The 26,126-nt window shown below is 59.8% G+C and carries 20 protein-coding genes and 3 pseudogenes; 9 read left to right on the top strand and 14 right to left on the bottom strand.

Annotation, left to right across the window (positions count from 1 at the left end; all coding sequences use genetic code 11):
- The first annotated feature begins 126 nt into the window (after nt 1-126).
- The 3 genes from I6F28_RS00495 to I6F28_RS00485 all read left to right on the top strand — a co-directional run bounded on the left by I6F28_RS00495 (nt 127) and on the right by I6F28_RS00485 (nt 2,872).
- A complete protein-coding gene (locus I6F28_RS00495; RefSeq protein WP_225139016.1) occupies nt 127-1,119 on the top strand; it encodes an ABC transporter substrate-binding protein in 993 nt (330 codons plus the stop codon).
- A 216-nt stretch (nt 1,120-1,335) separates the two neighbouring features.
- Nucleotides 1,336-1,608 (top strand): hypothetical protein, encoded by a 273-nt coding sequence (locus I6F28_RS00490; RefSeq protein WP_225139015.1) that lies wholly within the window; start codon nt 1,336-1,338, stop codon nt 1,606-1,608.
- 280 nt (nt 1,609-1,888) lie between these two features.
- A complete protein-coding gene (locus I6F28_RS00485; protein ID WP_225139014.1) occupies nt 1,889-2,872 on the top strand; it encodes a GDP-L-fucose synthase family protein in 984 nt (327 codons plus the stop codon).
- A gap of 815 nt (nt 2,873-3,687) precedes the next feature.
- On the opposite strand, the gene gmd is transcribed toward I6F28_RS00485, so the two are convergent.
- On the bottom strand, nt 3,688-4,779 hold the full coding sequence (gmd, locus tag I6F28_RS00480) for a GDP-mannose 4,6-dehydratase (RefSeq protein WP_225139013.1): 1,092 nt from the start codon (nt 4,777-4,779) through the stop codon (nt 3,688-3,690).
- Between the two features lie 252 nt (nt 4,780-5,031).
- Here gmd and I6F28_RS00475 point away from each other — a divergent pair.
- Both I6F28_RS00475 and tnpB read left to right on the top strand, forming a co-directional pair.
- Nucleotides 5,032-5,470 (top strand): annotated as a pseudogene (locus tag I6F28_RS00475) (sugar phosphate nucleotidyltransferase); the annotation flags it as partial.
- 759 nt (nt 5,471-6,229) lie between these two features.
- A complete protein-coding gene (tnpB, locus tag I6F28_RS37740) occupies nt 6,230-6,352 on the top strand; it encodes an IS66 family insertion sequence element accessory protein TnpB (protein ID WP_524536096.1) in 123 nt (40 codons plus the stop codon).
- A gap of 1,305 nt (nt 6,353-7,657) precedes the next feature.
- On the opposite strand, the gene I6F28_RS37735 is transcribed toward tnpB, so the two are convergent.
- Both I6F28_RS37735 and I6F28_RS00460 read right to left on the bottom strand, forming a co-directional pair.
- Entirely contained in the window at nt 7,658-7,996 is a 339-nt protein-coding gene (locus I6F28_RS37735; protein ID WP_225139011.1) for an NUDIX hydrolase, read from the bottom strand.
- 261 nt (nt 7,997-8,257) lie between these two features.
- Nucleotides 8,258-8,428, bottom strand: a pseudogene (locus I6F28_RS00460) (transposase); the annotation flags it as partial.
- Nucleotides 8,429-9,972: 1,544 nt separating this feature from the next.
- Between I6F28_RS00460 and I6F28_RS00455 the strand changes: the two are divergent.
- A complete protein-coding gene (locus I6F28_RS00455; RefSeq protein WP_225139010.1) occupies nt 9,973-10,695 on the top strand; it encodes a hypothetical protein in 723 nt (240 codons plus the stop codon).
- A 73-nt stretch (nt 10,696-10,768) separates the two neighbouring features.
- Here I6F28_RS00455 and I6F28_RS00450 read toward each other — a convergent pair whose 3' ends face one another.
- The 3 genes from I6F28_RS00450 to I6F28_RS00440 are packed head-to-tail and all read right to left on the bottom strand — an operon-like array spanning nt 10,769 to nt 13,330.
- Entirely contained in the window at nt 10,769-11,344 is a 576-nt protein-coding gene (locus tag I6F28_RS00450) for a hypothetical protein (protein ID WP_225139009.1), read from the bottom strand.
- Nucleotides 11,341-12,495: an ERF family protein gene (locus I6F28_RS00445; protein ID WP_225139008.1), complete on the bottom strand. Its 1,155-nt coding sequence runs from the start codon at nt 12,493-12,495 to the stop codon at nt 11,341-11,343. The genes I6F28_RS00450 and I6F28_RS00445 overlap by 4 nt, the downstream gene beginning before the upstream one ends.
- Entirely contained in the window at nt 12,479-13,330 is an 852-nt protein-coding gene (locus tag I6F28_RS00440) for a YqaJ viral recombinase family protein (protein WP_524536095.1), read from the bottom strand. Before I6F28_RS00440 ends, I6F28_RS00445 begins: the two co-directional genes overlap by 17 nt.
- Before the next feature lie 405 nt (nt 13,331-13,735).
- Between I6F28_RS00440 and I6F28_RS00435 the strand changes: the two genes are divergently transcribed.
- Entirely contained in the window at nt 13,736-13,975 is a 240-nt protein-coding gene (locus I6F28_RS00435; RefSeq protein ID WP_225139006.1) for a hypothetical protein, read from the top strand.
- A 72-nt stretch (nt 13,976-14,047) separates the two neighbouring features.
- On the opposite strand, the gene terL is transcribed toward I6F28_RS00435, so the two are convergent.
- From terL to I6F28_RS00395, 8 genes and pseudogenes are all read right to left on the bottom strand, one after another.
- Nucleotides 14,048-15,481 (bottom strand): phage terminase large subunit, encoded by a 1,434-nt coding sequence (terL, locus tag I6F28_RS00430; protein WP_225139005.1) that lies wholly within the window; start codon nt 15,479-15,481, stop codon nt 14,048-14,050.
- A complete protein-coding gene (locus I6F28_RS00425) occupies nt 15,478-15,894 on the bottom strand; it encodes a DUF5681 domain-containing protein (protein ID WP_225139004.1) in 417 nt (138 codons plus the stop codon). The genes terL and I6F28_RS00425 overlap by 4 nt, the downstream gene beginning before the upstream one ends.
- Nucleotides 15,887-17,245 (bottom strand): site-specific DNA-methyltransferase, encoded by a 1,359-nt coding sequence (locus tag I6F28_RS00420; protein WP_225139003.1) that lies wholly within the window; start codon nt 17,243-17,245, stop codon nt 15,887-15,889. Before I6F28_RS00420 ends, I6F28_RS00425 begins: the two co-directional genes overlap by 8 nt.
- A 343-nt stretch (nt 17,246-17,588) precedes the next feature.
- Nucleotides 17,589-17,933 carry a hypothetical protein gene (locus tag I6F28_RS00415; RefSeq protein ID WP_225139002.1) on the bottom strand — a complete coding sequence of 115 codons (345 nt, stop codon included), beginning with the start codon at nt 17,931-17,933 and terminating at the stop codon, nt 17,589-17,591.
- Between the two features lie 27 nt (nt 17,934-17,960).
- Nucleotides 17,961-18,144 (bottom strand): annotated as a pseudogene (locus tag I6F28_RS37730) (transposase domain-containing protein); the annotation flags it as partial.
- 1,807 nt (nt 18,145-19,951) lie between these two features.
- The gene (locus tag I6F28_RS00405; protein WP_225139001.1) at nt 19,952-22,348 is read right to left on the bottom strand and encodes a peptidase domain-containing ABC transporter; all 2,397 of its coding nucleotides are present in this window, start codon (nt 22,346-22,348) and stop codon (nt 19,952-19,954) included.
- Between the two features lie 3 nt (nt 22,349-22,351).
- A complete protein-coding gene (locus tag I6F28_RS00400) occupies nt 22,352-23,602 on the bottom strand; it encodes a beta-barrel domain-containing protein (RefSeq protein ID WP_225139000.1) in 1,251 nt (416 codons plus the stop codon).
- Nucleotides 23,603-23,732: 130 nt separating this feature from the next.
- Nucleotides 23,733-23,930 carry a hypothetical protein gene (locus I6F28_RS00395; protein WP_225138999.1) on the bottom strand — a complete coding sequence of 66 codons (198 nt, stop codon included), beginning with the start codon at nt 23,928-23,930 and terminating at the stop codon, nt 23,733-23,735.
- An 858-nt stretch (nt 23,931-24,788) separates the two neighbouring features.
- Here I6F28_RS00395 and I6F28_RS00390 point away from each other — a divergent pair.
- Together I6F28_RS00390 and I6F28_RS00385 are read left to right on the top strand one after the other, a co-directional pair.
- Nucleotides 24,789-25,406 (top strand): sigma-70 family RNA polymerase sigma factor, encoded by a 618-nt coding sequence (locus I6F28_RS00390; RefSeq protein ID WP_225138998.1) that lies wholly within the window; start codon nt 24,789-24,791, stop codon nt 25,404-25,406.
- Nucleotides 25,407-25,546: 140 nt separating this feature from the next.
- Nucleotides 25,547-26,113 (top strand): hypothetical protein, encoded by a 567-nt coding sequence (locus I6F28_RS00385; protein ID WP_225138997.1) that lies wholly within the window; start codon nt 25,547-25,549, stop codon nt 26,111-26,113.
- Nucleotides 26,114-26,126 lie beyond the last annotated feature (13 nt).

The following is a 26,126-nucleotide window of genomic DNA, read 5'->3' as shown; positions in this document are numbered from 1 at the left end:
ATATGTTAAATTTCACAACCCGTTAGGAAGTCCTCGTTGCCTCGCACCCAGTCCCGGCGGCGAACCCGGTCGAGCGGGAAGCGCTACCTCGCCATTGGCCTTGCGGCCGTCGCTTTGGTGGGACTCGTGCTTCTGCTTCTGCGTCCCGATGCCGGCCCCCTCCCAGTTCCAACGGCTTCCAGGTCCGTCGCGATCAAGCTTCTCGTTGATGGGCGATATGGCGCGCGGTTTGCCGGCGAACTCGCTGCAGCCACGCAGGGATATTTCTCCTCCCGCATTGAGGTGTCGGCTCAGCCCGAAGACCCTGACTTCGTCCAAACCATTGCACGCCAACATGCCATCGGCGTGACGAGCGGCCAGAACTTCCTGCTGGCGAGCTGGCGCGGCGTCCCCGTGACTGCGTTTGCCGCAAGCTTCCTCGACACCTCTGTCGCGATCTTCACGCTCGAAAGCTCCGGCTTGCGGCGGCCGGCCGATCTGGTCGGAAAGCGGGTCGGATACCGCAGGGCGAGTGAGGGAGACGTCGTCTTCGATGCCATGATGGCGCAGCTCGGGCTTCCCCGAAGCCAGATCACCAAGGTGCCGGACCGCGACAGCTTCGAAGCCCTGCGGTCCGGGGAGGTGGATGCGATCATCGCCGCCATCGACGAGCAGCCGGATCCTACCAGCTCGACCTTCGTGAAGCTGAACGTCATCAAACCGCAAGACTACGGTATCCATGTTCCTGGCCTAGTCTACTTCGCGAGCAATAGTCTCGTCCATGAACAGCCATCTATGATTGCCGATGTCCTTCAGGGCCTCATTCGAGGATGGCAATTCACCTACGCGGACTATGCACGGAGCGTGCCCGTTCTCGCCGGCGCCGATCCGGCCAGGTTGAATTCCGAGCGGCTCAAATTCGAGCTGCAGCAGCAGCGCCCGCTGGTATTGCCGACGGGTGGTCGCATCGGCGACTACGACGAAAGCCGCTGGCGGACGCTCCGGGATATCCTTCTCTTCGCCAAGCTGGGCGAGGAAGACGTGCCTTTGGCTCAAACGGTCAGCTACCAGTTCTTGCGGGATGTGTATCGCCGTTCACCCGACCTCGCGGCTCCAGGCGCGTGGAGCCAGGACAAATAGGAAAAAATAGGACCAAGAAGCCACACTTGCTCGCCATATTGCCCAAAGGTCCCTTTGCCGCCCCGGCGTCGGTTGCATTTCCGCCGGCGGCCTTGGTAAAGTTCGGTTCACTATTTGGGCTAGTCGCGGAGTGACTTTACGGACCGTGACGTTGGATGGGCTAGGGTCTGACAAGCGCGTTAGGATCAAATCCGCAGCGGCGAGGAGCTTCTTTGGATGTTTAAGACGTTGATGCGAGTTGGCTTTTTGGCCGCAACTGTTACTTTCGGCGCAGCGAGCGGGGCGAGCGCGGCGATGCAGATGCCCTCATCGGCGGCCCTGCTCGCGGGCGAGAGCCAGGTGACGCCTGTTACCTTCTGGGCACAGCCGTATCCGTATCGGTATGCGCCTTGGCGCCGTTGTCCCCTGGTGCGGGTCGAGACGCCGTATGGCTGGTACATGGACCGCGTCTGCGCGCCTGTCGGTCCCGTTCTGCGCCGAGCCTACTAAGACCTAACCGAGCGGCGGCTGCCGTTTTGTCGATCTTTCAAGGCAGTCGCACAGCTGATGCGGCTGCCTTGCTCGTTTTGTTTCATTGTGTGCTGACCTTTTGTGCGCGCAACGCAGGTTCACCATGAGTATCTTTGCTAGGCCGGAACAGGCTGTTGCGTGGTGAAGATTGTGTTACCAGTTCCGCGGGGCTGCATAGGCAGCGTGATTGCTTAAGGCGACCGCCACAGCCGCATCTCGTGAAGATTGGCGGCCAGACGGATACTGTTAGAGGATTTCAATGACAGGAGCTTCAACTTTCGACCTCAGGGGCAAACGCGTCTTTGTCGCGGGTCATCGCGGCATGGTGGGATCGGCTGTCGTCCGCAGGCTTGCGTCAGAGAATTGCACCGTGCTGACGGCCGATCGGCGGGAGCTGGACCTCACGAAAGAAGAGGCCACACTGAAATGGCTCGAGGCCAACCGTCCCGAGGTTGTGGTGCACGCCGCTGCGAAGGTGGGCGGCATCGCAGCGAATAGCAATTTTCCGGTCGATTTTCTCTGTGACAACCTTGCAGTGGAGCTGAGCGTCATTCGTGCGAGCCACACGATCGGTGTCCAACGTCTGCTATTTCTGGGCTCGTCCTGCATCTATCCCAAGCACGCCAAGCAGCCGATCACCGAAAGCGAATTGCTGACGGGGCCACTTGAGCCGACCAACGAGTGGTATGCAATCGCCAAGATCGCCGGTCTCAAGATGTGCCAAGCCTATCGTCGGCAATATGGCGACGATTTCATCTCGGTGATGCCGACCAATCTCTACGGCCGCGGCGACAATTATCATCCGGACCATAGTCATGTGCCGGCTGCACTGATCCGACGCTTCCATGAAGCTAAGCTTGCCAAGGCGCCGACGGTCACCGTGTGGGGCACTGGCACGCCGCTGCGCGAATTTCTCAACGTCGAGGATTTTGCGGATGCCTGCGTTTTCCTTCTGAAGAACTATTCGAGTGACCTGCCGATAAACGTCGGCAGCGGCGATGAGGTGTCGATCGCTGATTTCGCAGCGGCCGTGGCGGAGGTCGTCGGCTTCGAAGGCAAGTTGATTTTTGACACGTCCAAGCCTGACGGGACTCCACGCAAGCTGCTCGATAGTTCACGGATTCGCGCCCTTGGCTGGAGGCCTAACACTACGTTGCTGACAGGCTTGGCTGCCGCATACGACGATTTCTTAAGCGGTTACGGGCGCAACCTCGAGATCGCTACAACCGGCCACGCCGGTTAGCTGCACGCCGTTGCACCAAGAGAGCATCGAGCCTAAGACTAACTTTCGAGCATTGAAACAGGTGTCGTCGTCTTTGCGACGCCCTTCCGTCCCTGCCAATTTGTACGTCGTTCCTATGGAGGTTAACAATTGAGCGTGCACTACGTTCTATAGATTGCCTTCCGGTGATTGCGGGCTTTATCAGCCTGGTGAGCATAATTCGAACTCTTGCCCTCATAATTTTTTGAAAACCTGGCCCGCCAGCGTAGCTCTCGAGCACGCCTTGATGCCAACTCGAGATAAACGTTGCTGAAAAACACGAACGCAACGATAGATCCCAACAACCCACCGCCAACAATCAGGAGAATCGTCATAGCTCCTCCTACAGGGGGACATCGTCAAGCGTTTAATAAATATAATATATTAGCGAACAATAATCAATTAAATATATGGTTTAAATTAATGGAGAGAACGCCAGTGGCTCCCCAGAAGGCTAGTCTGTTTACGGTCCAATCTGGGCGCGAGCTTGGTCTCCTCAAGACGACGTTGCGGCCTCCCGATGGAAATGGGACGTTCGCGGCAAGGTGCAGGGCCCATCGTTCTGAACGCGGGCTCTCTGTACGTGCTGCGGCGATGAAGGAGGCGCGCCTAGAAGCGATGGTGGCCAGGAGTATCGACAGGCCAGAAGAAGAAGGCCGAAAAAACGCTGCTGGCGGAGGATGCTGGTCCGATTGCCTTGGGCATCAAATCGCAATGGATGTCATCCGAAGGCAAATGAGCGCCGCGATGGGCGCTCATTTGCCTGGGTTGTCGCCTTGCTGGCCGATCCACAAGAACTACTCGTGGCGTGGATAATATCTAAACCCGTGCTGCTTGATGAGCTCGTCGCGCTTTGCCGATTCGAGATCTTCCTTCATCATTTCTCGAACCAGGCTTTCGAACGAGGTCTTGGGCTCCCAGCCGAGTTTCTGCTTGGCCTTTGATGGGTCACCAAGAAGCGTCGCAACCTCAGTGGGCCGAAAATACCGGGGGTCGACCGAAACGACACACTTGCCGGTCTTCGCGTTGTACCCTTTTTCTTCGACGCCACTTCCCTCCCAGCGAACCGTCATGCCCACTTCGTTGGCAGCGATATTGACAAAATCTCGGACAGAATGCTGCACGCCCGTAGCGATCACGAAATCCTCTGGCTTGTTCTGCTGGAGCATCAGCCATTGCATTTCGACGTAGTCGCGGGCGTGTCCCCAATCGCGTAACGCATCGAGGTTGCCTAGGTAGAGCCTCTCCTGCAGTCCCAAATGGATCCGCGCCAAAGCGCGCGTGATCTTCCGGGTCACGAAGGTCTCGCCGCGGACGGGAGATTCGTGGTTGAAGAGGATGCCGTTGCAGGCATACATCCCATAGGCCTCGCGGTAATTGACCGTGATCCAATACGCATAGAGCTTGGCTACGGCGTACGGCGAGCGCGGATAAAAAGGCGTAGTCTCCTTTTGGGGGATCTCTTGGACTAGGCCGTACAGCTCTGATGTTGAGGCTTGGTAAAATCGCGTAGTTTTTTCCAAGCCGACGATCCGTATCGCCTCGAGAATTCGAAGGGTGCCGAGGCCGTCAGAGTTCGCGGTGTATTCCGGTTCCTCGAATGAAACGGCCACATGGCTTTGTGCTGCGAGATTGTAGATCTCGTGGGGTTGTACCTGGCCAACGATGCGTATGAGGCTCGAAGAATCCGTCAGGTCGCCGTAATGCAATCGGAACGGTGGATTCGGCTCGTGAGGATCCAGGTAGAGATGGTCGATACGATCCGTATTGAATAGCGAAGTCCGGCGCTTGATGCCGTGGACTTCATATCCCTTTCCTAAAAGCAATTCAGCGAGATAGGCGCCGTCTTGGCCAGTTACGCCAGTAATAAGTGCACGTTTCTTTGACATAATAATCTCTGGGTTTGGTACCCGTTCGTACTCGAAAACGGACGCAATAGGGAGACGGGCTGAACCAAAAAAAGCAAGCTTAGATTAACGGCTTTCGAGGTCTGGAGAATAGGCAACAGATAGTCATGATCAGGTTATTTCAAATTCACGTCCGGCGTGATGTTGTAGCTCTATAGATGCTGTCTCTATTTTATTGAACTGGCATTTGGCGTGGAGCTTCAGATTTTTGACAAACGCATAATCCCCCTGATCATGTGCGGCGGCGCCGGCACGCGGCTGTGGGCCGGCTTCGCGCGAGGTGAGGCCAAAACAGTTGCTGCCGCTGTTCGGCACGTGCTCGACCTTCCAGGACACGCTGCTGCGCGTGTCCGATCCCTCTTTGTTCGACCGGCCGATCGTCATCACCAACTCCTCCTACCGCTTCATGGTGCTGGAGCAGCTCGCCGAGATCGGCATCGAGGCGGACGTGATCCTCGAGCCGATGCGGCGCGATTCCGGTCCTGCGATCGCGGCCGGCGCGGTGTTGGCGCAGAACCGCGCTAGTGAGGCGATCGTGCTCGCGCTCGCCGCCGACAAGGCCGCCTTCGTCGCCGCGTGCCGCGAGGGCCTTGCCGCCGCGAATGCGGGACGCGTCGTCACCTTCGGCGTCAGGCCGGAGTGGCCAGCGGCCGCGGTAGCTGTTGAAACTCCGCGGGAGCGATCACCGCAGCGAGGTCAGAGTTTCCGGTGGGGCAGCATCGTAACGGTGAGCTGAGACTAAGGTGGCGTCAAGGTTATCCGGCCACTCGCCCTCGCGATATGGGGATATATTCGCAACGAAGTGCTGGTCGACGCTTCGGTCGGGATTACCGGCGTTGCTGTGAGATGGTGTGCGACTCGAGCGCTCGCTGAGATCGACGGCCGCCCTCTCTTCGTAAGCGATGGCCTGTGGGGTATCCGTCCGATTGAAGGCCGCCTTGCCGAATGAGGCGTTTTGTTGAGAGCTGTCCTTATCGACAGTGATAGGCGCAGTGTCAAAATCGAACGGCTTGAGGTGGTGAACACCCGGCGGCGGCACTGGTCCAAGGAGGCGAAGCTCAAGATCGTTCTGTAGAGCTTACAGGCATCGCGCCAAGTCGCAGCGACGGCGCGGCGGTATGGCGTTTCGCGCTCAGTCGCGTCGGCCAGCAGCGGCGGGTCGATCGAGATCGAATTGACCGGGGCTCGAAAGGCTGATTAGGGGTACGGTCGATGCGGCGATGCTGAGGCCCCGAGGCGGCGCTGGCTGATGGACGCCCACGGTGGTCCCATCGGGTCGGGCGTGCGGGTGTGGCTTGAGACCGGCCAACCGACATGCGTCGCGACATGAACCCGCTGGGCGTGCTGGTGCCGGAAGCCTTCAAGTGAGACCCGCACGACGATGGCCTCTATGTGTTCCGTGACAGAAGCGGCAAGCTGATGGCGCGATGGACTGGGCAGGTTGCTTTATGCCAAGCGGCTGGAGCGCGGCCGCTTCCTGTGGCCGTCGTCGGCTGATGGCGTGGTGACCATCACGCCAACCCAGCTTGGCCATTTGCTAGTGGATACCGACTAGCGGATCCCACAACACAGCGGCGCCCGCAAACAGCCGGCTGGTCGCTGGGATCTGAAGCGGTGCCACGATCAGCAATTCGGACAGAGACTGCTTATTTTGATCTTCTGCTCGGCGATGGGCAATGATGTTTCTCTTTGCGGCTGTGTGACTACGCTGCAGGCGATGCTGGACGCCGAGCGAGCGATCCGGTTGGCCGCGGAGGCGGAGCCGCCGAAATCGGGTCGACGTTTCTTACTCACGAAAAAACCCGACTTCTCGGGTGATCTGTGCTTCGTCTATTCAAAAGCTAGTTGCAAGCGGCGTCGGAGCCGCTCCTCGATGCGAACCTTCAAAGAGGCGGGCAGCGAAAGCAGGGAACTCGCTACTCAGTGCGCAGTGCACTAGTCGAAGACCTTTGCTTCAGAGTTCAAAGGCATATTTCAGATGGCCTGCAGTCCGATCTGATCGCGAGGCCGCTGACCGATGGTCTGTACGACCCCGGTGATCGTTTCCCAAGTACTTCTCAGATCGCGATTTGCGCCGGCCATACATTTGGCCGAAACGCCACCTAAACGCGATTAGAGCGTACAAAAGCAATGTTGGTTAGATGGAAGGTGTCGTTATCGCGATCGGCGTTTTGGTCGCGGTCATTTTCATGTTCGTGATCGGGAGCAACGTATGGCTTGAGTTGACGCGCAAGAAGCGGCGGCGGAAGCGGACAGATCAGAGTAGAGCTAGAAGTGACGACGAAAGTGCGCACAGTTAACCACCGTTCGCTTCGCATTGCGGCTTCGGGGGATCGGCCGCTCCTCTCAAGGCCGATGCCAGCTTACTGAGGCTTCCAATCGAGGTAGAAGTGCCGGAAAGACCGGGATCTGTCCCGGAGATCTCCAGGGTCAACGGCTGAAGTTATATGCTCGAGGGGCGGGCCTGTACTTGTATCGTTCCAGAGTGCGCGCTGACTGTGCTGTCAATCAACGTCTCCTTCGATGGAAGTCCTGCAGGCAATGCGTCCCCGTTTTGATCGAGAAGGACGACTGCGCAGCGTCTGACTGCAGTGCGAAGCGGCTTTCCGATGTAAGGCAGTCGAGGGCTTTGTTGATCGTGGACCGAGGTCGCCCCGCAACTGTTTGGGCAGGGACGTGGCCCAAAAGCAGTATCGATCCTGCATTCTGTCCTATCCGCTGTCCGTCCAATTCGCGCGTTCGACACAGTGAGATCAGAAGCTTATCAGACCTTTTGCCGCGGACGCCCAAGTGACATGCTCGGCAAATTCGCCGGAAAGCAACAACGTTCGAAGTTCTGGCAGCGTCACTAATTCAACAACTACACCTGGCTCTTATACGAAGTTTCATTGCGAAAGTCCGTGCGGATGAAGAAGGATGTCGTTGAGTTGCTTATGCGCGAAGCGCATGTTGCGGACCTGCCAATCGTCTCGACAGCCTTCGCCATGTATCCGGACTCTTCGCGAAGCTCGCGAGAAATAGCATCTTCCGGGGTTTCTCCCGGCTCAATTATTGCGGCAGGAAGTTCTAAGGAGTAGCGTTCAATCGCCGACGAAATTGTCGGACAAGTGGGGCCCGTGCGTCCGGTGTGAGCGCTAGGGCGACGAGGTAATCCGGTTGACCGATAACAATATAGGATGCGACAGGACCGTTGGGGCAAATTGCACGTCGCGCGAAATGATCTCCATTCAACGAGGTTTCGCCTTGCGACGCATGCGTACGACCTTTGGCCAATTCATCTGTATCCATTCCAAACATCCGAGGACCGCACAAAACACAATGTAGCACATTCAGGCAGCCTCTCTGGAAGGAAATATGTATCGGCTTCACTGGAGACGGGGCGAATTCGAGATTCCCATTATCCTGGCCGACCCTGCCGGACTTCGCAGTAGCTCGGTAGCTACGACGACAGCTCGCGGAGCAAACTGTCACGGCTTGCGGCGCAGACCGGGCCGACGGCAGCTTTGCGGAGCAGGTGCTTGAGCCTGGCAAAAACCTGTTCGATCAGGTTCAGGTCAGGCGGGTATCTTGGCAGAAAGAAAAGTTTAGCGTCGACCGAACGGACGAGCTGGCGAACTGCTTTGCTCCTGTGGCACCGTTGAATTGATCTGGCCGAGTTCCCGCCGAACATTGAATTGAGGAGCGGAAATCTCGGATCCTGCGATTATCGTGACGCTGGCAGTCCTCGGCATATTGAGTGCGGAATTGTGAGAATGACAGCGGTGGCGACACCGCTTGGTATTCATAGCTTGAATAGGCGGGCTGGCTGCAAACGCAATACATCATGGCCAGCATGCGTGCCGCATGTCTGATCATCGAAAGTTCGCCTGACATCCTTGATTGTTAGGCGAAGTATATTGCGGTGCAAAGGAAGCGCTATGACAATTGTGAGGAAATTTATGCCCATTCGTGCATCAGGGGGGCGCGCTCGATCTCAACGGGGTAAAGGTGACCACGGTGCAGTCCGTGGCCTTGAACACCGCAAGATCCAAAGACATGTAAGCCGTCTGCTCAGGCTCTATCACGCCGCCGCTAGAGGCCGCTCACCGAATGAAGCGTCGCCAGCGCGATACGGCAAAAGTGAAATGGTGGATAGCGAAAGCAAAGCACATCTTCATACGCATGCGCGGAGTGCCAAGCGTGGGTACGAACGCACCAAGAGAGGGCGCGCTGCTTTCATTGCGAGCACGTTCGAGTTGGCAGCCGCCTTCTGTCGTGCTCGCGGCAAGTTGCCGAGCGATCAAGACTTCCATTGGTGGAGCGAACAAGCTGGTTTGCGGTCGATCAGCAAGGATAATCGCGCTCGCTGGTTACTATTGGTCGGCACGTCAAAGCGGCTCGCCGTTTCTTCATGGATAACAAGGACCGGTGGTCATGGCGTAGGTGCGCGGCTCATTTGGTGGGTGGGCCGGTTTCGCAGCCTGCGACACCAGTGGCCCGTCCGGCAACGACAGTCAGGTTGCAAGTTACCGAAGAAACCGTTCGCCTCGTTGCACCTTATTATCGTTACCCTTCCGAAACGAAGCAGTTCGCTGCACCATTCAAATTGATCACACGCGAGCCTGAGCAACGAGCATCCCTGCCGCAGCCTCTACCAGGTAAGACAGCGGGGTTGCATGATGCGATCGGAGCGATGCAAGCAGTGATCGAGGCCTCATCGCTGTTGACGCGGAGTGTCGCGCTCTACTGGCGGGTCGAGCCCGGGGGAGCTACCTGCACCCGACGAGGTCCGGGACGCAGCGCATTGGCTGGACATGCTGGCAGATGCCCTGGAGACGGACATTGTGAGCAAGCAGCAGCCTCACTGATAGACGGCCCGAAGGTTGCGGGTGCCACGCTGCTGCTCCGGTGTTGCCTCGCAACCTGCTCGGGACGGGTCTACACCACAGCCACTCGCATGCTGGCACTCGCATGCTTGACGATGGCACTAACTTAGGCCATGCTGGGCATGGTCGTGCGTATGGGTGTCCCTCACCGTTCCGAGCGATAAGATCCGAGACCAGCGCCCAAGGGGCCAACGGTCCAGCATCGAAGCCAGCACAGAGTAGGGCCACGACCATTTCACCTGACATCACAGTTGCGTCTCGAGACAGCCTGTAGGCTGTCGCGCAGCGCGTTCAGCGAAGGGAAATGGTCGTGACGAAGACAATAAATGCACAACTTTCCACGCTCGCGCGGAGCGCAAGAAATGCATACGCGCGCACCAAGGAAGCACGGTCGGGCTTCATCTCCGGCACGTTCGAGTTGGCGGCTGCATTCTCTGCAGCGCGCAACAAATTGCCTAGTGATCAAGCTTTCCACGAATGGATCGACAAAGCTCGTCTCCGATGCGTCAGCCGGGACGATCGTGCCGCGCTGATTTATATCGGCAATCACGCCAAGGCGGCCCGCCAGTACTTCATGCAAAACCCTGACCGCTGGTCGTGGCGGATGTGCATGGCCCATTTGTCGATCCGCGCGCCGGTTTCGCAGCCTGCGAAACCGCTCCCTAGTCCGGCAAGGACCATCAATGTGCAGGTCACCCACGAAACGCTCCGACTAGCTTCGCCGTATTATCGCGGCACATCCGAAGTAAAGCGCCTGCCCGCACCGTTTCGTCTGGTCACCAACGAGACGCATGAACAAGAATACATGACGCCGGCAAAGGCACTTCAGACACACCGGACGGATGAGGCAATCGGCGCTGTGCAGGCTGTCGTCGAGGCGTCATCGCTACCGACGCGTGATATCGCACTGTACTGGCAGATGAAGCGAGGCGAGCCACCATCATCCGAGCAGCTGCGGAAAGCGGCTCAATGGCTGGACCTACTCGCGGATGCCCTTGAAGCGGACCCTGACTGCAAGCAGCGACATCACTGATCGTCGTCCATTGCTGTATCTTGGCAGGAGTTGACGCGCCGAAAAGCAAGCGGGGCGCTCGGCAGCGCGATGTTTAGCGCGGCCGGCGCATCGGTGCACTTAGAAGGCGCTGATTCCTGATCTCACGAAGCAGCAACATTCGTTTGGTCTGGGCGGCATTGAGCAAGCCTTCGAACAGACCCAGGACTTCGCGCGCCTGCACGTAGACTTCGGCGGTGATGGCGTCTTGATCGAAGCCGTAGGCGGCAAGCCGCGCGTCGATCTCGGTCGCAGCGATGGGATCAATCCGCCAGCTCAGCGCATTTTGCTGCGTGTAGGACGCAGCCTTCTCTTCGAAGTCGGGATCGATCCCGGTCATGTCGATGCGCAGCAGTGCCGCCGCGATGGCCTTTTGGCGAGAGGTCTCGAGCAATTTGTGCCGCAACATGCGGTAGCGCTGGATCTCCCAGGACAGTTCGGCAACATCAATGGCGAGCAGCCACTCGATGGCGGATCGGGGCGCAAGGTCAGCGAAGATTGCCTGCCGCAGTGCCAGGTAATGGTCGAGATGCTCACCGGGCAGCAGCAGCGGCGGCGGTGCCAAGGCCGCAAACTCAGCCGGTAGCGTCGTGGCGGTCAGCTCGCGCGCGGTTTGGAAGGGACCGTTCATCGGGATGCGGCCTCCGCGCCCAGGTTTGCGAGGACGGCTGGGGCGCCGACCGCGCTGCCGGTCGGACCGTGGATCGGGCTCGTCGCCCACAGGTCCTGCGCGACCGGCAACGGCGCGATCTGCAGGTTCGCCCACCACGCCCGTTCGTTGCCGTGCCGATGCAGCTCCTCGTGATGGGCGCGGCACAGCGGCACCGTGAACTCATCGCTGACCTTGCGGCCGAGCGCCCGCGGTTGGGCGAATTTCAGATGATGGGCGTCGCATGGGGTTTCCCGGCACACTAGGCAGGGCTGCTCCCGGACAAACAGCAGGTGCGCCTTGCTGCGCTTGCGGGGCGGCTCCTTGGGGAGGGCGAGCCCGGCCTCGGGTGGCGCGGGCTGCAGCGCGGCCTCGGCGTCAGCCGCAGGCGCTGCTGGCAGGCTTGGCGTGTCACTCAGGGCGGCCGGTTGGTCGGTCTGGCTTTCTGTGGGACGGGCAGCGTCCTCGAGCTTGGCTTGATAAGCTGCCTCGACGCGCCGGGCATCCGGCTCCTGCAGGCTGTTCTTGAGCGGAAGGCTCGCCATGGCCCAGCTGAGCAGATCGGTGCTGGCGGGCAGCGCTTCGAGCTGACGCAACAGCTGCTCCCGGAGTGCGGCGGACTCGCCCGGCCGCAGCACCGCGGCACGGTTGAGAGCGCCCTTGCCGGGCGAGGCCTTGAGGTTGGGGGGTGCGGGTGGACCGGCGACCGTATCCGGGGCGTCCAGATCATCCTCGCCGGCAATCCCGACCAGCGCGAACAGAGCGTAGCGTCGGGCGTAGGTCAGCGCTGCGCCCATGCGATGCGGCGCCTCGATGTCCCGGGAGGCGCAGACCGGCCAGTCCGAGGAGATCCATTCGCCGGAGGAATGGGCGAGCAGGGTGGTGAGGTGGATGTGGCCGGTGGTCTCCTCGACCCGGGTGGTCTGGATGGTGGCGATCTCCTGCTGGCTCAAGGTCTTGCGCACGATGGCGAGGCCGCTCGCCAGCGAGGCGTAGCGAAAGGTGCGGTCGTCATCGCGCAGGAACGGCGAGCGGATCTGAGCGGTCAGGGTCTTTTCCGGGTTGGTCAGTTCGGCTTGCGCGCGGGCCAGCGCCGCCGCGATCGCGCCGATATGCTCACTGGCCTGGTGCATGGACGCGCTCCATCTCAACCGGATCAAAACTGATCGCGCCGGCTTTGGAGCGCTTGGCGCGCACGCCGTGGCCAAACGCCTCCTTGGCATCCTCCGGCAGCAGCTTCTTGAGCTCGGCCTTGGCCAGCTCATGCTCGGCATGGGCGTCGCGGGTGCGCAGATAGATCGCGGCGCATTCGGCCCAGAGATTGGAGGCGGTCATGTCGACGACCTTGACCGCGGCAAGCCGCGGCCGTGGGGTCTCGATGCCAAACAGCAGCGGTGGCTCGCCGCTCTGCACGCAGCGCCAGAACTTCTTCTCCGCGGTCAGCAGCAGGTGCTGGTAGAGCGGGTCGGCATGCACGGTGATTTCGATCCATTTGCCGCCACCGGTGATGATCGAGAGCACGGCCGCGCGGGCCGCGACCACCCACATGTTGTGCTGCAGCTGCGCCATGTGCTTCTCCGCTGCGGCCTCTTCGGTAAAGGCCCAGGGCAGCATGAACTTGGCCTCGAACACCGCGCCGGTCTGCGCGACGATGCCGTCCAAGGTGGCCGCCATCCAGGAATGGACGGAATGCCGAGCCCGCTTCTGGATGTCGGTGATCGCGTGCCCGGTGGCGGCCTGGTACCAGGCGCGGTTGAGCGCCTCGGTGGCAACGCCGAGCTGAACGACCAGGTTGCGGGACAAATCTTGCGGCGCGATCTCGCCGCGCTTTTCCCGCCACAGGCGCAGCAGCGCGTCCTGGTCGTCGCCCATGATGATGCGCGCGTCCGAGCCGCCAATGAAGGCGCGGCGGTCGTGGCGGTTCAAGGTGGTAACGGAGCGGGGCGCCGCGGCGCCGTCGGTTGCAATCGTGGTCACCGGTCTCTCCTTGGTTGACGCGGCTTGCCGCCGCACCGCCAAAACCCCCGCCGCCGCGAGGGGAAAGACCGGGGCCAAGGGCCGAAAGGCCGGTCCGGTGATTAACGCTCCTTTTGCGCGGGGATGCCAGTCCTTTCTGCAGTAATTTTGCGGTTCGTTTGGCGACAAAAGCCTTGATGGTTCAGGAGGTTGGAGCGAGCTTTCGGGGACGCAACCCGCCCCCGGCCGAGGAGCTCGGACATGGCCTCAGTTCGACAAATCGAAGCCAATCGCCGCAACGCCAAGCGCAGCACGGGGCCAAAAACGGCGAGTGGAAGGACGAGGTCCAGTTGCAACGCGCTGCGTCATGGACTCGCCAGGACTTGCAAGCCGGATGCCCCCGAGTTGGCGACGCTGATGGTCGCCATTCTCGCGGGCCTCGGCTGCGAGATTGGATCAGATACCGCAGCGGCTGTTGCGCATGCCAAATGCGAACTATGGCACGTGCGATTGGTCCGCCAGGCGATGTTGGCCGATCTATTGGATGGTCCGGTCGAAGCCATCGGGAGACGGCTCAACGGGCTGGAGCGTTATGAGCGCAACGCACTTGCGATGCAGAAGCGCGCGCTTCGGTCTCTGAAGTCAAAGCAACACTAAGCTTGCGGACCGTACGCGATTGGCTTCGTTCTGCGAAAATAGGCGAAGGCGTGTGAAAAAGACCTCAAATGGCTATGGGAAGCCGTACTCCCCTCGGCCGACCGAAATGATGTTCAGCTCAAGATCGTCGAAGATGGGGTGATTGGCCGCCCACTTCAGAAATTGCGAGGTGCTGTCGACCTGGTCGTCGTGCTTGCCGTGGGGAAACGCCAGCAACTCCAGCAAGTAGTCATCAAGCCAAGGGGCGTCTGCGGGCAGATGGACTTGTCCGGCCTCAATCCTGAACGATTGTGCCGCCATCCGATCGGCCTTGCTGCCTTCCGGCTTGATGCCAAGCGGGCGCGGCATGCCGTTTGGCGTATCGCGTTGCAGGTCCTGTAGCATCGCCATGCCGGGGCCGGCGTCCTCGACTAGAACCGCGTCCGCATTATATCTTGCGGCCAGCGCGGCCACGGCGCGCCGCAGGTCGGGATATTGGTGTCGGCCGCGGTAGAGATCTACGAGGTAATAGTCGTTCTTGATCACCCGCCAGGTGGTGCAGACCGAGTAGTCGTTGGCCTGTCCGGTCATCATCGCGGTGTCCCAGCTCTGTACGACATAGCCGGCTGCGGCCGCGGCCGGGAGCTGATCGAAAAAGCGAAACCAGTCGCGCCTGATCAGATTGCCTTCGAGCGGCACCGGCCGTTGCTGGTATTGCGCCGAGAATTGCAGGCTGCCGATTTCGGCCTTGATCCGCTCCAGCACCAGCTTGCTTTCGCGCTGCGGGTGCAACAGATCGCCGGCGCGCCGGCGAACGACGCGATGTTTGCCGATAGGGATGTCGCTATCTTCGACCGCGGTGGCCGGCAGGTCGAGGTGCTGCCAGGCGCCCGCTTGCAGCAGATGACCGGCGAGATCGTCTTGGTGCAGGCGCTGCATCACCACGATGATGCGGCCGGTGTCCTTGTCGTTGAGGCGCGAGACCAAGGTGCCGCCAAACCAGTCGGTAACGCGCTTGCGCGCGGTCTCCGATTGCGCCTCCTCCGCCTTGTGTGGATCATCGACGATGATGAGGTCGGCGCCGCGACCGGTCAGCGTCCCGCCAACCGTGGTTGCGTAGCGGCTGCCGCCCGCCGTGGTCACGAGTTCGGTGCCGGTATCCTTAGCCGGGCGCATGGCCGGAAACAGCGCTTGGTACCAGCCCGACTCGATCACCATTCTGAATTGGCGGTGCAGCTCGGCGGAAAGTTCGCTCGCGTAGCTGACCACGATGATGCGCCGGCTCGGGTCGTGGCCCAGCAGCCACGCGACGAAAGATACCGAGACCGAAAGAGATTTGAGCGAACGCGGCGGTTGGTTGACGAGAAGACGGCTACATTCGCCATCGTGGACGCGCATGAGCTGATGGGCGATCGCATCGATATGCCAGTTCGACAGATATTCGCTGCCCAAAAAGACGGTGGTGAAGGCCTTGTGGATGAAATACCGCAACTCAGTTCGGAGCAGCGCCGCCACAACAGGCCTCATGTGTTGTCCTCCTCATCGCGTTGGCTTGCAGCCGCAGCATTGGCGTTCGCCAAGACGTCTCGGCGATATGCCTCGAGGATGGCCTGATCTTCGGGCGGCAGGCTTGTCGCGGTCTCCACCGCGGAGCCGACAGTCATTGCCATCGCGAGGGAGAGGAATTTGTCGAGAGCCCGCGCGTCCCCTTTGAGCGCCTTTTCCCGCAAGCGAAGCAATGCTGCCTTTTGCGTGGTGACGCGTCGTGCCCTGCCAGCGTCGTTCAGCGCGACTGTGGCCAGAAGGATGTTTTTCAGGTCGGTGGCGAAATTCAAGGCGCCTTTCGGCCGCCCGCGCGGGTTTCCGGATTGCCCCGGTGCGAAACGGGTATGCAGGGGCGGGCTGCCGTAGCCGACGCGGTTGTTCGGTTTCTTAGCCACCGCTGCGCTCCAGGCCAGCGGTGTTGGTCTGATCGAACGGCGCGCCGGTCACGGCGTTCACGGCTGCCTTGCCGGTTACATGCTGCCAGCGCCGGATCGTGACATCCACATAGCGAGGTTCGATTTCGATCAGCCGCGACCGGCGCCGAGTGCGCTCCGCGGCGATCAATGTCGTGCCGGCGCCACCGAACGGATCGAGCACGATATCGTGCTCTTTGGTGCAGTCGCGGATCGCGTCGGCGACAAGCGCAACCGGCTTAGGCGTCGGATGAAGGCCTAATTTTGATTTCGGGGAATTTGCCCAGCTGTTTGAACCTGGGTAGTCCCAGACATTGGTACGGGCTCTGCCATGCTTGCCGAGTTGAACATTGTTGATGTGGGCGGCCTTTCCGTGCTTATAGATAAACACCAGCTCATGCTTCGATCTATAGAGCGACCCCATCCCGCCGTTTCGTTTGTTCCAAATGCAGAGATTGATCATTTCTGTGTAGATCGCGCCGGCGGCGGATAGGAGCGGCCCCAAGCCGCGCCAGTCCATGCATAAATAATGCAATGATCCATCCACGCTGAAGACGGCAGTATGTGAGAGCATTCTGGTCAGGAATGCCTCGAATTCGGCTGCGGACAGCTCGCCCGACGCCATCCGGAACTCGGGATGTGTGATCCTGCCGCGGCCCGAGACGTGACCCGCGATTGGGACGTTATACGGCGGGTCCGCAAACACCATTTGCGCCAGCTCACCCTGCATCAGGAGCTGATAGCTGTCGGCGAGCGTTGCATCGGCGCAGAGGATGCGGTGCTCGCCAAGTTTCCAGAGATCACCCGGTTGGGCGACCGGTGGCCGAGCCTCGACAGGCGGCAGTTCATCCTCATCGGTCTCCGGAGCTGCCAGTAGTGAGTCGATTTGGCCCATGGCAAACCCGGTGATCTGCAAGTCGAGCTCTGGATCGAGGTCGCTAAGCTCCGACAGCTCTAGCTGCAAAGCCCTCTCGTCCCAGTCACTATCTTCAGCCAGGCGGTTCAGCGCTAGTCGGAGGCTGCGAAGCTGTGCATCCGTAAGATCGCGGAGCTGGACCACTGGGACCTGGTGAAGACCGAGTTCGTCGGCCGCCTGGACAAGCGCTGCCCCGGCCACGATGCGGCGGTCACGATCGGCGACGACCGGTAAAACGAAGCCGAACTGCTGCAGGCTCGCGGCCAATTTTTTGAGTTGGCTCTTGGGATGCCGCCGGGTTTCATGTCCGAGCTGCTTGAGCTCGCCAATCGGCACGAGAACCGGGGTGAGGTCGTGGCGGAGCGGGCAACCATTACTCCCCACGGTCTGATTCGACAGGCGGGCACGCTGGATCATCACTGTGTCTCCAAGCATCGCGTTGCGCAGAGATCCCACTAGAGTCGCCTTTACGAAAAATGAATCGATTCGCGAGGCCTTGCGCATTCCTGTGAATAACTCGGGGAAATCTCCTCCCCCGCGTGCCGCACGATCGACGGCTGGCAGGCGATACGGCCGTTCGAGGGCGTCATTCACCCGACCCAGCGACCCGTCGGTTCGAGTCGGCCAGTACCAAGCTCCGGCACGTGCGCTATGCAAGCTGGCGTAGTAATTCCTGGCATCGATTGAGCGCTCTGGCCGCAGGAGCTCTCGGTGGTGCGCGGCGTCGCTCATTTTGGCGAGGCTTCGAATTCGCATTGTTCTACTTGCGGATAAATTTGAAGCTTGCCGTTGAATGTGATGCGGCGCTCATGTCCGTCTCTTTTTTAAGACGACAGTCAAATTGGCCGAATTGGAAGCGCGCCTCCGGTCCGTCACCAGGATGCTGGTGCGTCGCCATCGAGGTGCTCTCGAGCGTGTACCCCGAGCGTTGCTTGCGAAGAGCCGATTGAGCAAGCGAGAGGTCGATCAAATCGCCGCTAGGAGCATTGACGACGTTGTCACCACGCTCCGCTCGTGCTCGCAATGCACCGACAATCGGGCACCGCCGCGCGCTATTGCGAGCATCACGACGCTTACGCGCTTTTCCTTTTTGGAAAGCGTCCATTTCTTGCGCTGTGGTGTCAGTTGACGTGGTTGTTGGCCGCCAATTCCAGGGTAGGAGGTCGTCGAGGCGGCCGATGGGTGCCCGTTGGGCATGCGCTGGAGCACGTCTTCAGGATAGGCGAGGGGCTCGACGTCGCTGAGCTTCGCAGTAGTGATGATGAGCAGACGGTCGCCCAGCGGGGGGCGCCGTCATCGGATCTGGCGAACGGATCGTGCTTGTGCGGGAGATCGGCCGAAGCTGCGGCCTCTAGGATCAGCCCCGTAGCGCTCATTCGCCCTCACTGAGCCGGGCGTGACGGAGCAGGTCGGCTGCGATCCTAGTTCGTGATAGGAAGACTTCGGTGATGTTAGTTTGATGATGTCATGCCCCACCTTCCCAATCCCAAGCCGGTTCGACCCGGTCCCGGTCCCGAACAGCGACTGCGCAATTTGCAGCGTCGTTTCCGTGCGGTATCGGCGCGCCATGATTGTACCACTAAGCTGCGGTGGGTCATCACGGCATCCATCGCAGCCGCTGCCATGTTGGCCGCCTATCCGGCAATTTCGCTCCCCGTTCCGAGCACGTCGCCGGTCACGATCAAGCTCAAATACATCGCATCCGTCCCCGACTGCGATTTTGCCCGCTTGGTCGGCCTGGCCCCCGCGAGACGCGGAGAGCCCGGCTATTGGGTGCACCACGATCGCGACAGGATGGTTTGCTTGTAAATCTCGGCGCGGTGGGGGGATGTCTCGCCACTAACCATAGCAATGGCCTACTCAGATTGAGTCGCGCAGGCATTTGCGACGCGCCTGGTTCGTGGCGCCCAATAGCGCCGCGCCTCCGGAGTGTGCACGCCGCGCGTTTCCAACAGCTCGTGCTCTGCTGCCCACCTTGGCACGCCGCCGTCTGCTGATTGTTCTCGCTTCTACATGTCGGAGCGTGCTGCCATCCTCGCAGCCGATGTCGTGGGCTACTCGCGCCTGATGGGCGCTGATGACGTGGCACGCTGGCCGCCTTGAAGGCGCCTCCACGTTAGCTTTCAGAGGAACCGCGCGAGTCCTTTCCTGGTTGCTGCCCTTGGTCGCGAAGTTGCTCGAGCCTACTTTCGAGGAGTTCCTTCTTAGCGGCTATCCTCGCGGCCAGCACTGAATCGACGTCCTGGTGCAGCTCCCACAAGTCGTCAATGGACATATCCTGGAACTGCTTTCGGTCAATCATTGCACTGGAACGCGTGTCTCGAACGAGATGCTTCGGCCTCTGTCTTAGGACGGTCTATCATAGGACTCGCCGGAACGCCCTGTTATGGAGAGCCAAATACTAGTCTTGTGAGCCGGTCAGAGCCTTGACCCACTGCGCTTCGCCTGAGCCGCCTTCGAGGGTGACAACCGGCCCGTCGCCCAGAGCAAGCTTGACTTTTCTTGCGTTAGTAACGCTTCTTATGAGTCGTTCCGATCCCGAGATTGAGCCCTCAGCAAGTAGGGGATCACCCTCAGGAGAAACGGTGAGCCAGCAAGAGACTCTCTCGTTGCGCCATCTATGATGATAGCCGATTAGATCATCGGTTGTCTCGTCATGCACGTCCATCGGTTTACCCTCCAATCGGAGAAGCCCAGGCATCGCTCGCTTCTTCGCCGATGTACGCGCATCCTGCCTGCTTTCGGCCATCCGGCGAACGAACCTGCTGTAGCGGTTGCCATGTTGTTTCTAGTCGGAAGCCGACAATCGGGACGCACCGTCACGCAAATTTGGCGATGCGCAGCCGCATGCTGAAGCTGCGACGGAGCGCCTTTCGCAGCCCAACTCAACAAACGGACTGTGCTGGTGATCTTCAATGGCGAGCCCACGCCTGGCGGGCTCCGACTTGGTGCGCGCGAGCCTCATCTTCTGTGGCCACGGCCCGTCTCTCGATTGCCCTCCCGGAATCTGACCCTCAGGCGGATTAATCAGTCTCGCGTTTGGCCGGCCGATGCCACATCCGAGCCCGTCGTCGGACGACATCGAAGCGCCGTCACCCGAGATCCGGACGGCGCGAACCGACATCAGCATCGTGAGAAGTCGATCTTGGCCAGCGCTTCACCCGGGTTATCGGCTTTGCCGCAGTCGTCGGACGGCTTGAAGTTGCAGTCGTCTTTCGACGGCTGGCCGTAGTCCTTGTGTGGATGGCAGTCGTCGTTGGCGTCCCTCGAGCCAGGATCGCGCTTCGCGCAATCGCCCGTGGCATCCCCCGGGCAGGCATCGTGGGGGTGCGCGGTTTCGGTCGATTTCGCACCTTCGCCGGCAAACTTGGTGACCCCGACATCTCGCTCAGGCGCCGCTGCTGGTCTGCCGCTTGTCATTCCGACCCGAAATGGCTCCGCCGCCGCGCCAAGATGGACGATCATATCTGCTCCCTGGGTGATTTCGGGTCGGTGCGCTACGCTCACGCGCGTCATATTGAGGTGCCGAAGATTCGCATTGATTTCTCTTTCCTTCTCGGTGTCGAGATGTGCCGTTCCCTCGTCTAGAAACAGGATCTTTGGTCGGCGATAGAGCGCGCGCGCAAGCAAGACTCGCTGCTTCTGCCCGCTAGATAACGAGCTTCCCATGTCGCCGATGAGGCTGTTGTAGCTCATCGGCATTGCCATGATATCGTCGTGGATGCCGGCAATGCGCGCGCAATCGATCATCCCTTGCAGGTCGAAAGTTGTATCAAAAAAGCAGATATTGTCGGCAATCGATCCCGACAGCAATTGATCCTCCTGCATCACCGCGCCAATTTGCTCGCGATAAGCGCGCGGTCCGATCTGGCTCAGCGGAAGGCCGTCGATCAAAACCTCTCCGCTCGTCGGCTCGAGCAGCCCAAGCATAATCTTGACAAGAGTTGACTTGCCGCAGCCCGAGGGTCCCATGATCGTCACGAATTGTCCGGGAGCAACGCACAGATTGACGTTGTTAAGAATCAGAGACTCTCCTTCCGCATACCGGAAGCACACGTTGCGCAGTTCGATCGCGCCGCGAATCTGTCGGATATACGACAGGTCCAGGTCGTGCCCCCGCTCGAGCGGGGTGAGCGCGATGTCGGCGAGACGCTCCAGGTGCAGACCGAGAATGCGGACATCCACCAGCTTCTCGATCAGCAGCGCTGTCCGCTCAGCGAACTGCAGCTTGTAGCTGACGAACGCGAATATCATGCCAACCGTGATGAGGTTGTCTAGTGCGAGACGAGCGGCAAGGTAGATCGTGATTACGTTCTCCAAGCCAAATATCGTGTCGTTCATTGCTTTGAAGCTGATCCTCGCCCGACCTAGCCGCACGTTGGCATTGATATATGCAGCATAGCGGTTCAGCCACTGGCCCTCCCGTTCGTTCTCTCGGTTGAGCAACTTTAGGCTTTGCACCGCTCGCACGGATTCGATGAAAGTGGAGTCCTCGTCTGCCTTGCTGTGAATGGCGGCTTCGCTCCGTTGTCGGAACATGCCGAAGAGAGCGAGCCGCAGGGCGGCATACAACACGAACGCCAGCAGGACGACAAGTCCGAGCTGGACGCTGTAGGTGAACATCAACACCAGCATCAACACCGACATGAGACCGTCGATCAGCCCCGTGATCAATCCCTCCGCGAGCACGTTGCGAATGGGTTCGATCGAGTTGAAGCGAGACAGGATATCGCCGATGTGCCGCTTTTCGAAGAATGAGAGTGGCAAGCGCACCAGATGATGAAACAGCCGCGCGCCGATTTGAAAGCTCAACGTGTTCTGAAGAACAAGAATAATGAACGAGCGGGTTGCGGTCGACGCGACCCGTATCAGGAGAAGGAACGCGAATCCTAGTCCGAGTACGACCAGCAGATCGACATCCCCTCTGGCGATGACCTCGTCAACGGTGAGCTGCATATAGAAAGGGGCGGCAAGGAGAAGAATTTCGATGACCACCGACAGAACTAATATTTGGGCGAGGGCGAAAGCGCTTCCATTCATTCCGCTCCAGAATACCGAGAACGGCAATTTCACTCTCTCGTCTGTGCGGCAGAACTTTTCAGTGGGCGAGAGCTCGAGCGCGACCCCGGTGAGATGTCTAGACGCTTCAGTGAGGGGGAACCATTTTTCGCCAGCTGCCGGATCGTGCACCACGATCCCTTTCCTCCTGTATGCTTTGAGTACAACGAAATGAGCCATGTCCCAGTGCAGGATAGCCGGAACACGCAATTGGCAGAGATGGCCGATCTCGATTCGCAACGGCCGACATGCCAGCCCGAGGTGAGCTGCAATCTGCATGAGGTCGCGAAGAGTGACGCCCTTTAGGGACACTGGATGTCGGCGCCGCAGGCTGTTCAAGTCAGTTCGATGACCATGATAAGACGCTACCATGGCGAGGCATGCGAGCCCGCATTCCGTCGCCTCCGTCTGCCGGATGACTGGGAGGGATCTGCGTCCGCTGAAATTCAAAAGTCCCTGCATGCGCTACATCCTTGCGCTTAACACCGGATCGAGCAGCCACCTCATCAGGGACCGTTGCTCAAGGATCACGTCGGCCCTTAGCAGCATGTCCGGCTGAAGCGGCATCTTTCGGCCATAGGCGTCGATGTCGGGCCGCTCGAGAGCCGCAGTCACACGGTAAGCTGGTTCCTTGAGGGTGATCGGTCCGGTCGTTTCGTTGCCGGTCAGAATCGTGTGGGAGACTTTCGTCACGCTGCCGCGGTAGGTGCCGAATTTCTGATAGGGAAATGCATCGTAAAGGATCCTAACCTGCTGGCCTCGGCGCACAAAACCAAACGCGCGCGTCGGAAAGAACAACTCCGCCTGCAGGTGCGCATCAAGGGGAATGATTTCCAGCTGCATATGCCTTGGATCAGCGATCTGGCCAACAGTCCCCTGCAGCGTGGACACGCGCCCACTCGTTGGCGCCCTGATAACGTAAGCCTGCCGCCCATTCACCTCCGCCACGCGCTGTTCGATCGAGGAGAGTTCATTGCGCAGTCCTCGGATCCTCTCTGCGGCGACGGTTGGGAGTTGCTCGAGTGTATGCCGAGCGTCTGTCAATTGGGTGCGCCGCGCGGTGATCTGCTGATCCAGCGAGATCACGCTCTGCTTTTGCTCAAGTGCGGCCTGCTCGCGGCGCTTAAGCTCAATCGTTGGTAATGCACCGCTCGCGGTTAGCTTGGCGCCGGTTGATACAAAACTCTCGGAAAGCTTCAGCCGCTCGTTTTGGATGTTCCGCTGGTCCTCGAGCTGGGCAATCTCTCCTTCAATTCCCTTGATCGTGGAATCGAGACGATCCCGTTCCGAGGCCGTTCGTCGATCTTCCGCATCGATCTGTCGCTCGACCACATTGCGTTGCTGTGTCAGTACTCCAAGTACAGTCGCATTGACGTCATCGCCATTGGCGGTGATCTGGGAAGTGACTACGGTCAGGAGCGGGTCACCCTCCGTAACCTCTTGCCCCTCCTTCACTTGTATTGCTTTGATGAAGCCCTGTTGTGGTACGAAAATCTTAGCGGTGCCCGAGGTCGGGGTGAGATACCCGAAGACGGTCTCCTTGCGGGCGTATTGCGCGATGGAGAGAAAACACACAACGAGTACAACGAGTGCCGCAAGGCTCCAGCCAAGGAGCGCGCTCGATAGCGGCTGCAGCAATACGACCTCACCCCAGCTGTGGCGCTGACGCACAAAGTCGACAGCTTCCTCGCGAAATAGCGCCGGCCGAGTCGACATGGACGCACCTTGCTGTGCTCACGTTCATATTTATGCGCTGCGCGGAGTAGTGTTCCGCAGCACGACTGCGGGTCGATACCGGAGAACCGCTTCCCCTTATGGAGAAGCGGTTCGCCGACGCACCCTGGCTTTACCCAACAAAGATTTGGGACTGGTACTGCTTGGACAGCAGGCCAACCTGAACTTGGTTTCCACTGAGAACATTGATGTCGCCAGTTCGGATCAGTGAGCCGCCACTGCAGCCACAGCCGCCGGTGCCGGCGGCCACGAGGTCGAGCTCCTCATCAGACAGTTCGATAGGGCGCGCAAGATTGGTCATCTCTAGCATGTTGGTCTCCTTTCGATGTAAGTGGCGGAACGTTGATGTAACTGTTGCCACGTCAGCACTAGGTGTAAGACGCCAATCTAGATGCACGGCCGCGCAAATTTTGTGAGCGACATGTGTTCGACGCTTGTTACGTCGCGGTTTTGCAACGTCGTATGCAAGGCACCTAAAGTGGGTCTCAGTGTGGTGTCGTCACAGTGAGTTGGATGCTCCGATCAGCTGGTACGTTCGGCGCGGCCGAGATACGACATCGCGCCTTCCGAAGGAAAGCGCGTTGGGACGCCATGGGCGCGAGCGTGGTCCACGAAGCGCCTTAGCTCGTTCGACGGCTGCACTCGTCGCGATAGCTACGCAAGTCGCCGCGCCGATTGGCACGATCAGGCTGAGAGTCGTCGCAGCTGATCTGTAGGCAGGTTGGGATAGAGGCCCGAAGCGAGGGAGGGAATATAGTTCTCTTGAGGGGGCCTTCGACTGACCCTTGATGGCGTTACACGGTAGCCCGATCCGATGCGTGCTCTGAAGTTATAAGGCGCGACTTAGCGACCATGTTGATGCTGCCCATTTTTCAAAGTCGGCTCGACGAGTTACACCGCTGCTCATAGCGGCTCACCTGGTCAGCGAGCACGGCTCGCTATGGTCTGCCTGCACCTCACGACCACGTCGCCGGGCGGTTGGGGAAAAAGTTCAAAAAACTTCGGAACGAAGTCGATGCTGTTGACTTGAGTTCGCCGACAGCCGATTTCGTATTTTGTTAAAGCAGATCATTTAAATGCATTTTAAATGCAGGTATTAAATGTAGCGGGCGGCGGCCCTGCGGCTGAAAGCAGCAGGTTTTCTGCCTTTTGAGGGGTGACTTCGACCATGCCCCATCAATGCGTCGCTTTAACAAAGGCGAAGTCTCGCTCCAGCGCGCCGCGCCATGATGGTTATATCAATCGCGACACGGCTCTCAATTATGAAACAGCCCTGCTTGAGTGCGCCTCCGGATCGCAGTCGGCCGTCGGCGAGATCTACGCTCGGGAGAAGGAACAGCTGCGCGCGATGGCGCACCGTATCGTGCACGACAGATCGCGTTCCGAGGACGTCATCCACGACGCATTCGCGCAGATTCTCCGGTATGCGAAAAACTTCGATCCTGCACGCGGATCCGCACGGGGCTGGATCTACGCGATCGTCCGCAACACGGCGCTCAAGATGCGGCAGAACGCCGGGCGCGAACTCGCGCTCGAGGAGGATGCATTGAATGCCCTCTGCGCGCGCGAACAGACCACTCCGAACCCTGCGTCCTGTATCCCAGACAGCATGACGCTGCGAACCATGCTCGATCAACTTGAGCCACAGCGCCGTGCGAGCCTGCTTTTGGCGATCGTCGACGGGCGCACACACGAGGAAATTTCCGAATACCTCCGGGTTCCTGTCGGAACCGTCAAGGCGTGGATCCGGAGAGAGCTCGTGGCCATGCGCCGGCAGCTCGAATGAGGCGTGAACTTATTTTTCGCCGCTGCATCCATAATCGTGCTTCGGCGACAGTAGGGGTGACCGCGTGGTGATCCGGGCAGGGCACGCGCGCGTACGCAGGTGCTCGTGACCGTCGCAGAGCTGAAGCGAGGAGCGAAGCCATGTCTATCCTGAGCAGTGTTACGAGCATTCTCGGGCTTATGAAGCTTGCGGGAACCGGCGTCCCACCCGAGGAACGCGCGTCCACCAAGCCTGACGACTGCGGCGACGGCAAGCCGTCAAAGTGGAATGACGATCACAGCGGCAACGACGAGTATTCGAACGGCGACGGCAAGGACAATTATTCCAAGCTTAGCGGCATGGGCGCCTACCCGAACGACGGCAAGGGCGACTACCCAGAGCACGATGGTGGCTGGAAGGATGCCAAGGACGGCGAATACCAGGCCAGGGACTATTGTGACCTCAAGTCGGCCGACCACGGCGGCACGGGCGACACCGATCGCAGTCCGGGTGAAGCGCTGGCCAAGTTCGACTTCTCCCATGGTGATTTCGCGGGTGATTTCAGGTCGCACGGTCCCGATCATTCGGGTGACATACACGGCGCGCTCGCTTCGATGTCTTGCGACGATGCGCTCGAATACGCCATCGGTTTAATGGGCCCAGCGGAGCACTTCGACGTAGGGCATTTCGACACGGCGACGGATACGTCGCACGACACGGATGCCTGACATGCCGAAGAGA

The sequence above is a fragment of the Bradyrhizobium sp. NBAIM14 genome, from assembly GCF_020193895.1.
GTDB lineage: Bacteria > Pseudomonadota > Alphaproteobacteria > Rhizobiales > Xanthobacteraceae > Bradyrhizobium > Bradyrhizobium yuanmingense.
This window is presented reverse-complemented; position numbering and strand designations above follow the sequence as displayed.

What these genes read in the sequence shown, in the direction of transcription:
- I6F28_RS00490 (WP_225139015.1), top strand. Translation starts at nt 1,336, where the DNA reads ATGTTTAAGACGTTGATGCGAGTTGGCTTTTTGGCCGCAACTGTTACT.
- I6F28_RS00485 (WP_225139014.1), top strand. Translation starts at nt 1,889, where the DNA reads ATGACAGGAGCTTCAACTTTCGACCTCAGGGGCAAACGCGTCTTTGTC.
- gmd (WP_225139013.1), bottom strand. Translation starts at nt 4,779, where the DNA reads ATGTCAAAGAAACGTGCACTTATTACTGGCGTAACTGGCCAAGACGGC.
- I6F28_RS00450 (WP_225139009.1), bottom strand. Translation starts at nt 11,344, where the DNA reads ATGAACGGTCCCTTCCAAACCGCGCGCGAGCTGACCGCCACGACGCTA.
- I6F28_RS00445 (WP_225139008.1), bottom strand. Translation starts at nt 12,495, where the DNA reads ATGCACCAGGCCAGTGAGCATATCGGCGCGATCGCGGCGGCGCTGGCC.
- I6F28_RS00435 (WP_225139006.1), top strand. Translation starts at nt 13,736, where the DNA reads ATGGTCGCCATTCTCGCGGGCCTCGGCTGCGAGATTGGATCAGATACC.
- terL (WP_225139005.1), bottom strand. Translation starts at nt 15,481, where the DNA reads ATGAGGCCTGTTGTGGCGGCGCTGCTCCGAACTGAGTTGCGGTATTTC.
- I6F28_RS00420 (WP_225139003.1), bottom strand. Translation starts at nt 17,245, where the DNA reads ATGATCCAGCGTGCCCGCCTGTCGAATCAGACCGTGGGGAGTAATGGT.
- I6F28_RS00415 (WP_225139002.1), bottom strand. Translation starts at nt 17,933, where the DNA reads ATGGACGCTTTCCAAAAAGGAAAAGCGCGTAAGCGTCGTGATGCTCGC.
- I6F28_RS00405 (WP_225139001.1), bottom strand. Translation starts at nt 22,348, where the DNA reads ATGCAGGGACTTTTGAATTTCAGCGGACGCAGATCCCTCCCAGTCATC.
- I6F28_RS00400 (WP_225139000.1), bottom strand. Translation starts at nt 23,602, where the DNA reads ATGTCGACTCGGCCGGCGCTATTTCGCGAGGAAGCTGTCGACTTTGTG.
- I6F28_RS00395 (WP_225138999.1), bottom strand. Translation starts at nt 23,930, where the DNA reads ATGCTAGAGATGACCAATCTTGCGCGCCCTATCGAACTGTCTGATGAG.
- I6F28_RS00390 (WP_225138998.1), top strand. Translation starts at nt 24,789, where the DNA reads ATGCCCCATCAATGCGTCGCTTTAACAAAGGCGAAGTCTCGCTCCAGC.
- I6F28_RS00385 (WP_225138997.1), top strand. Translation starts at nt 25,547, where the DNA reads ATGTCTATCCTGAGCAGTGTTACGAGCATTCTCGGGCTTATGAAGCTT.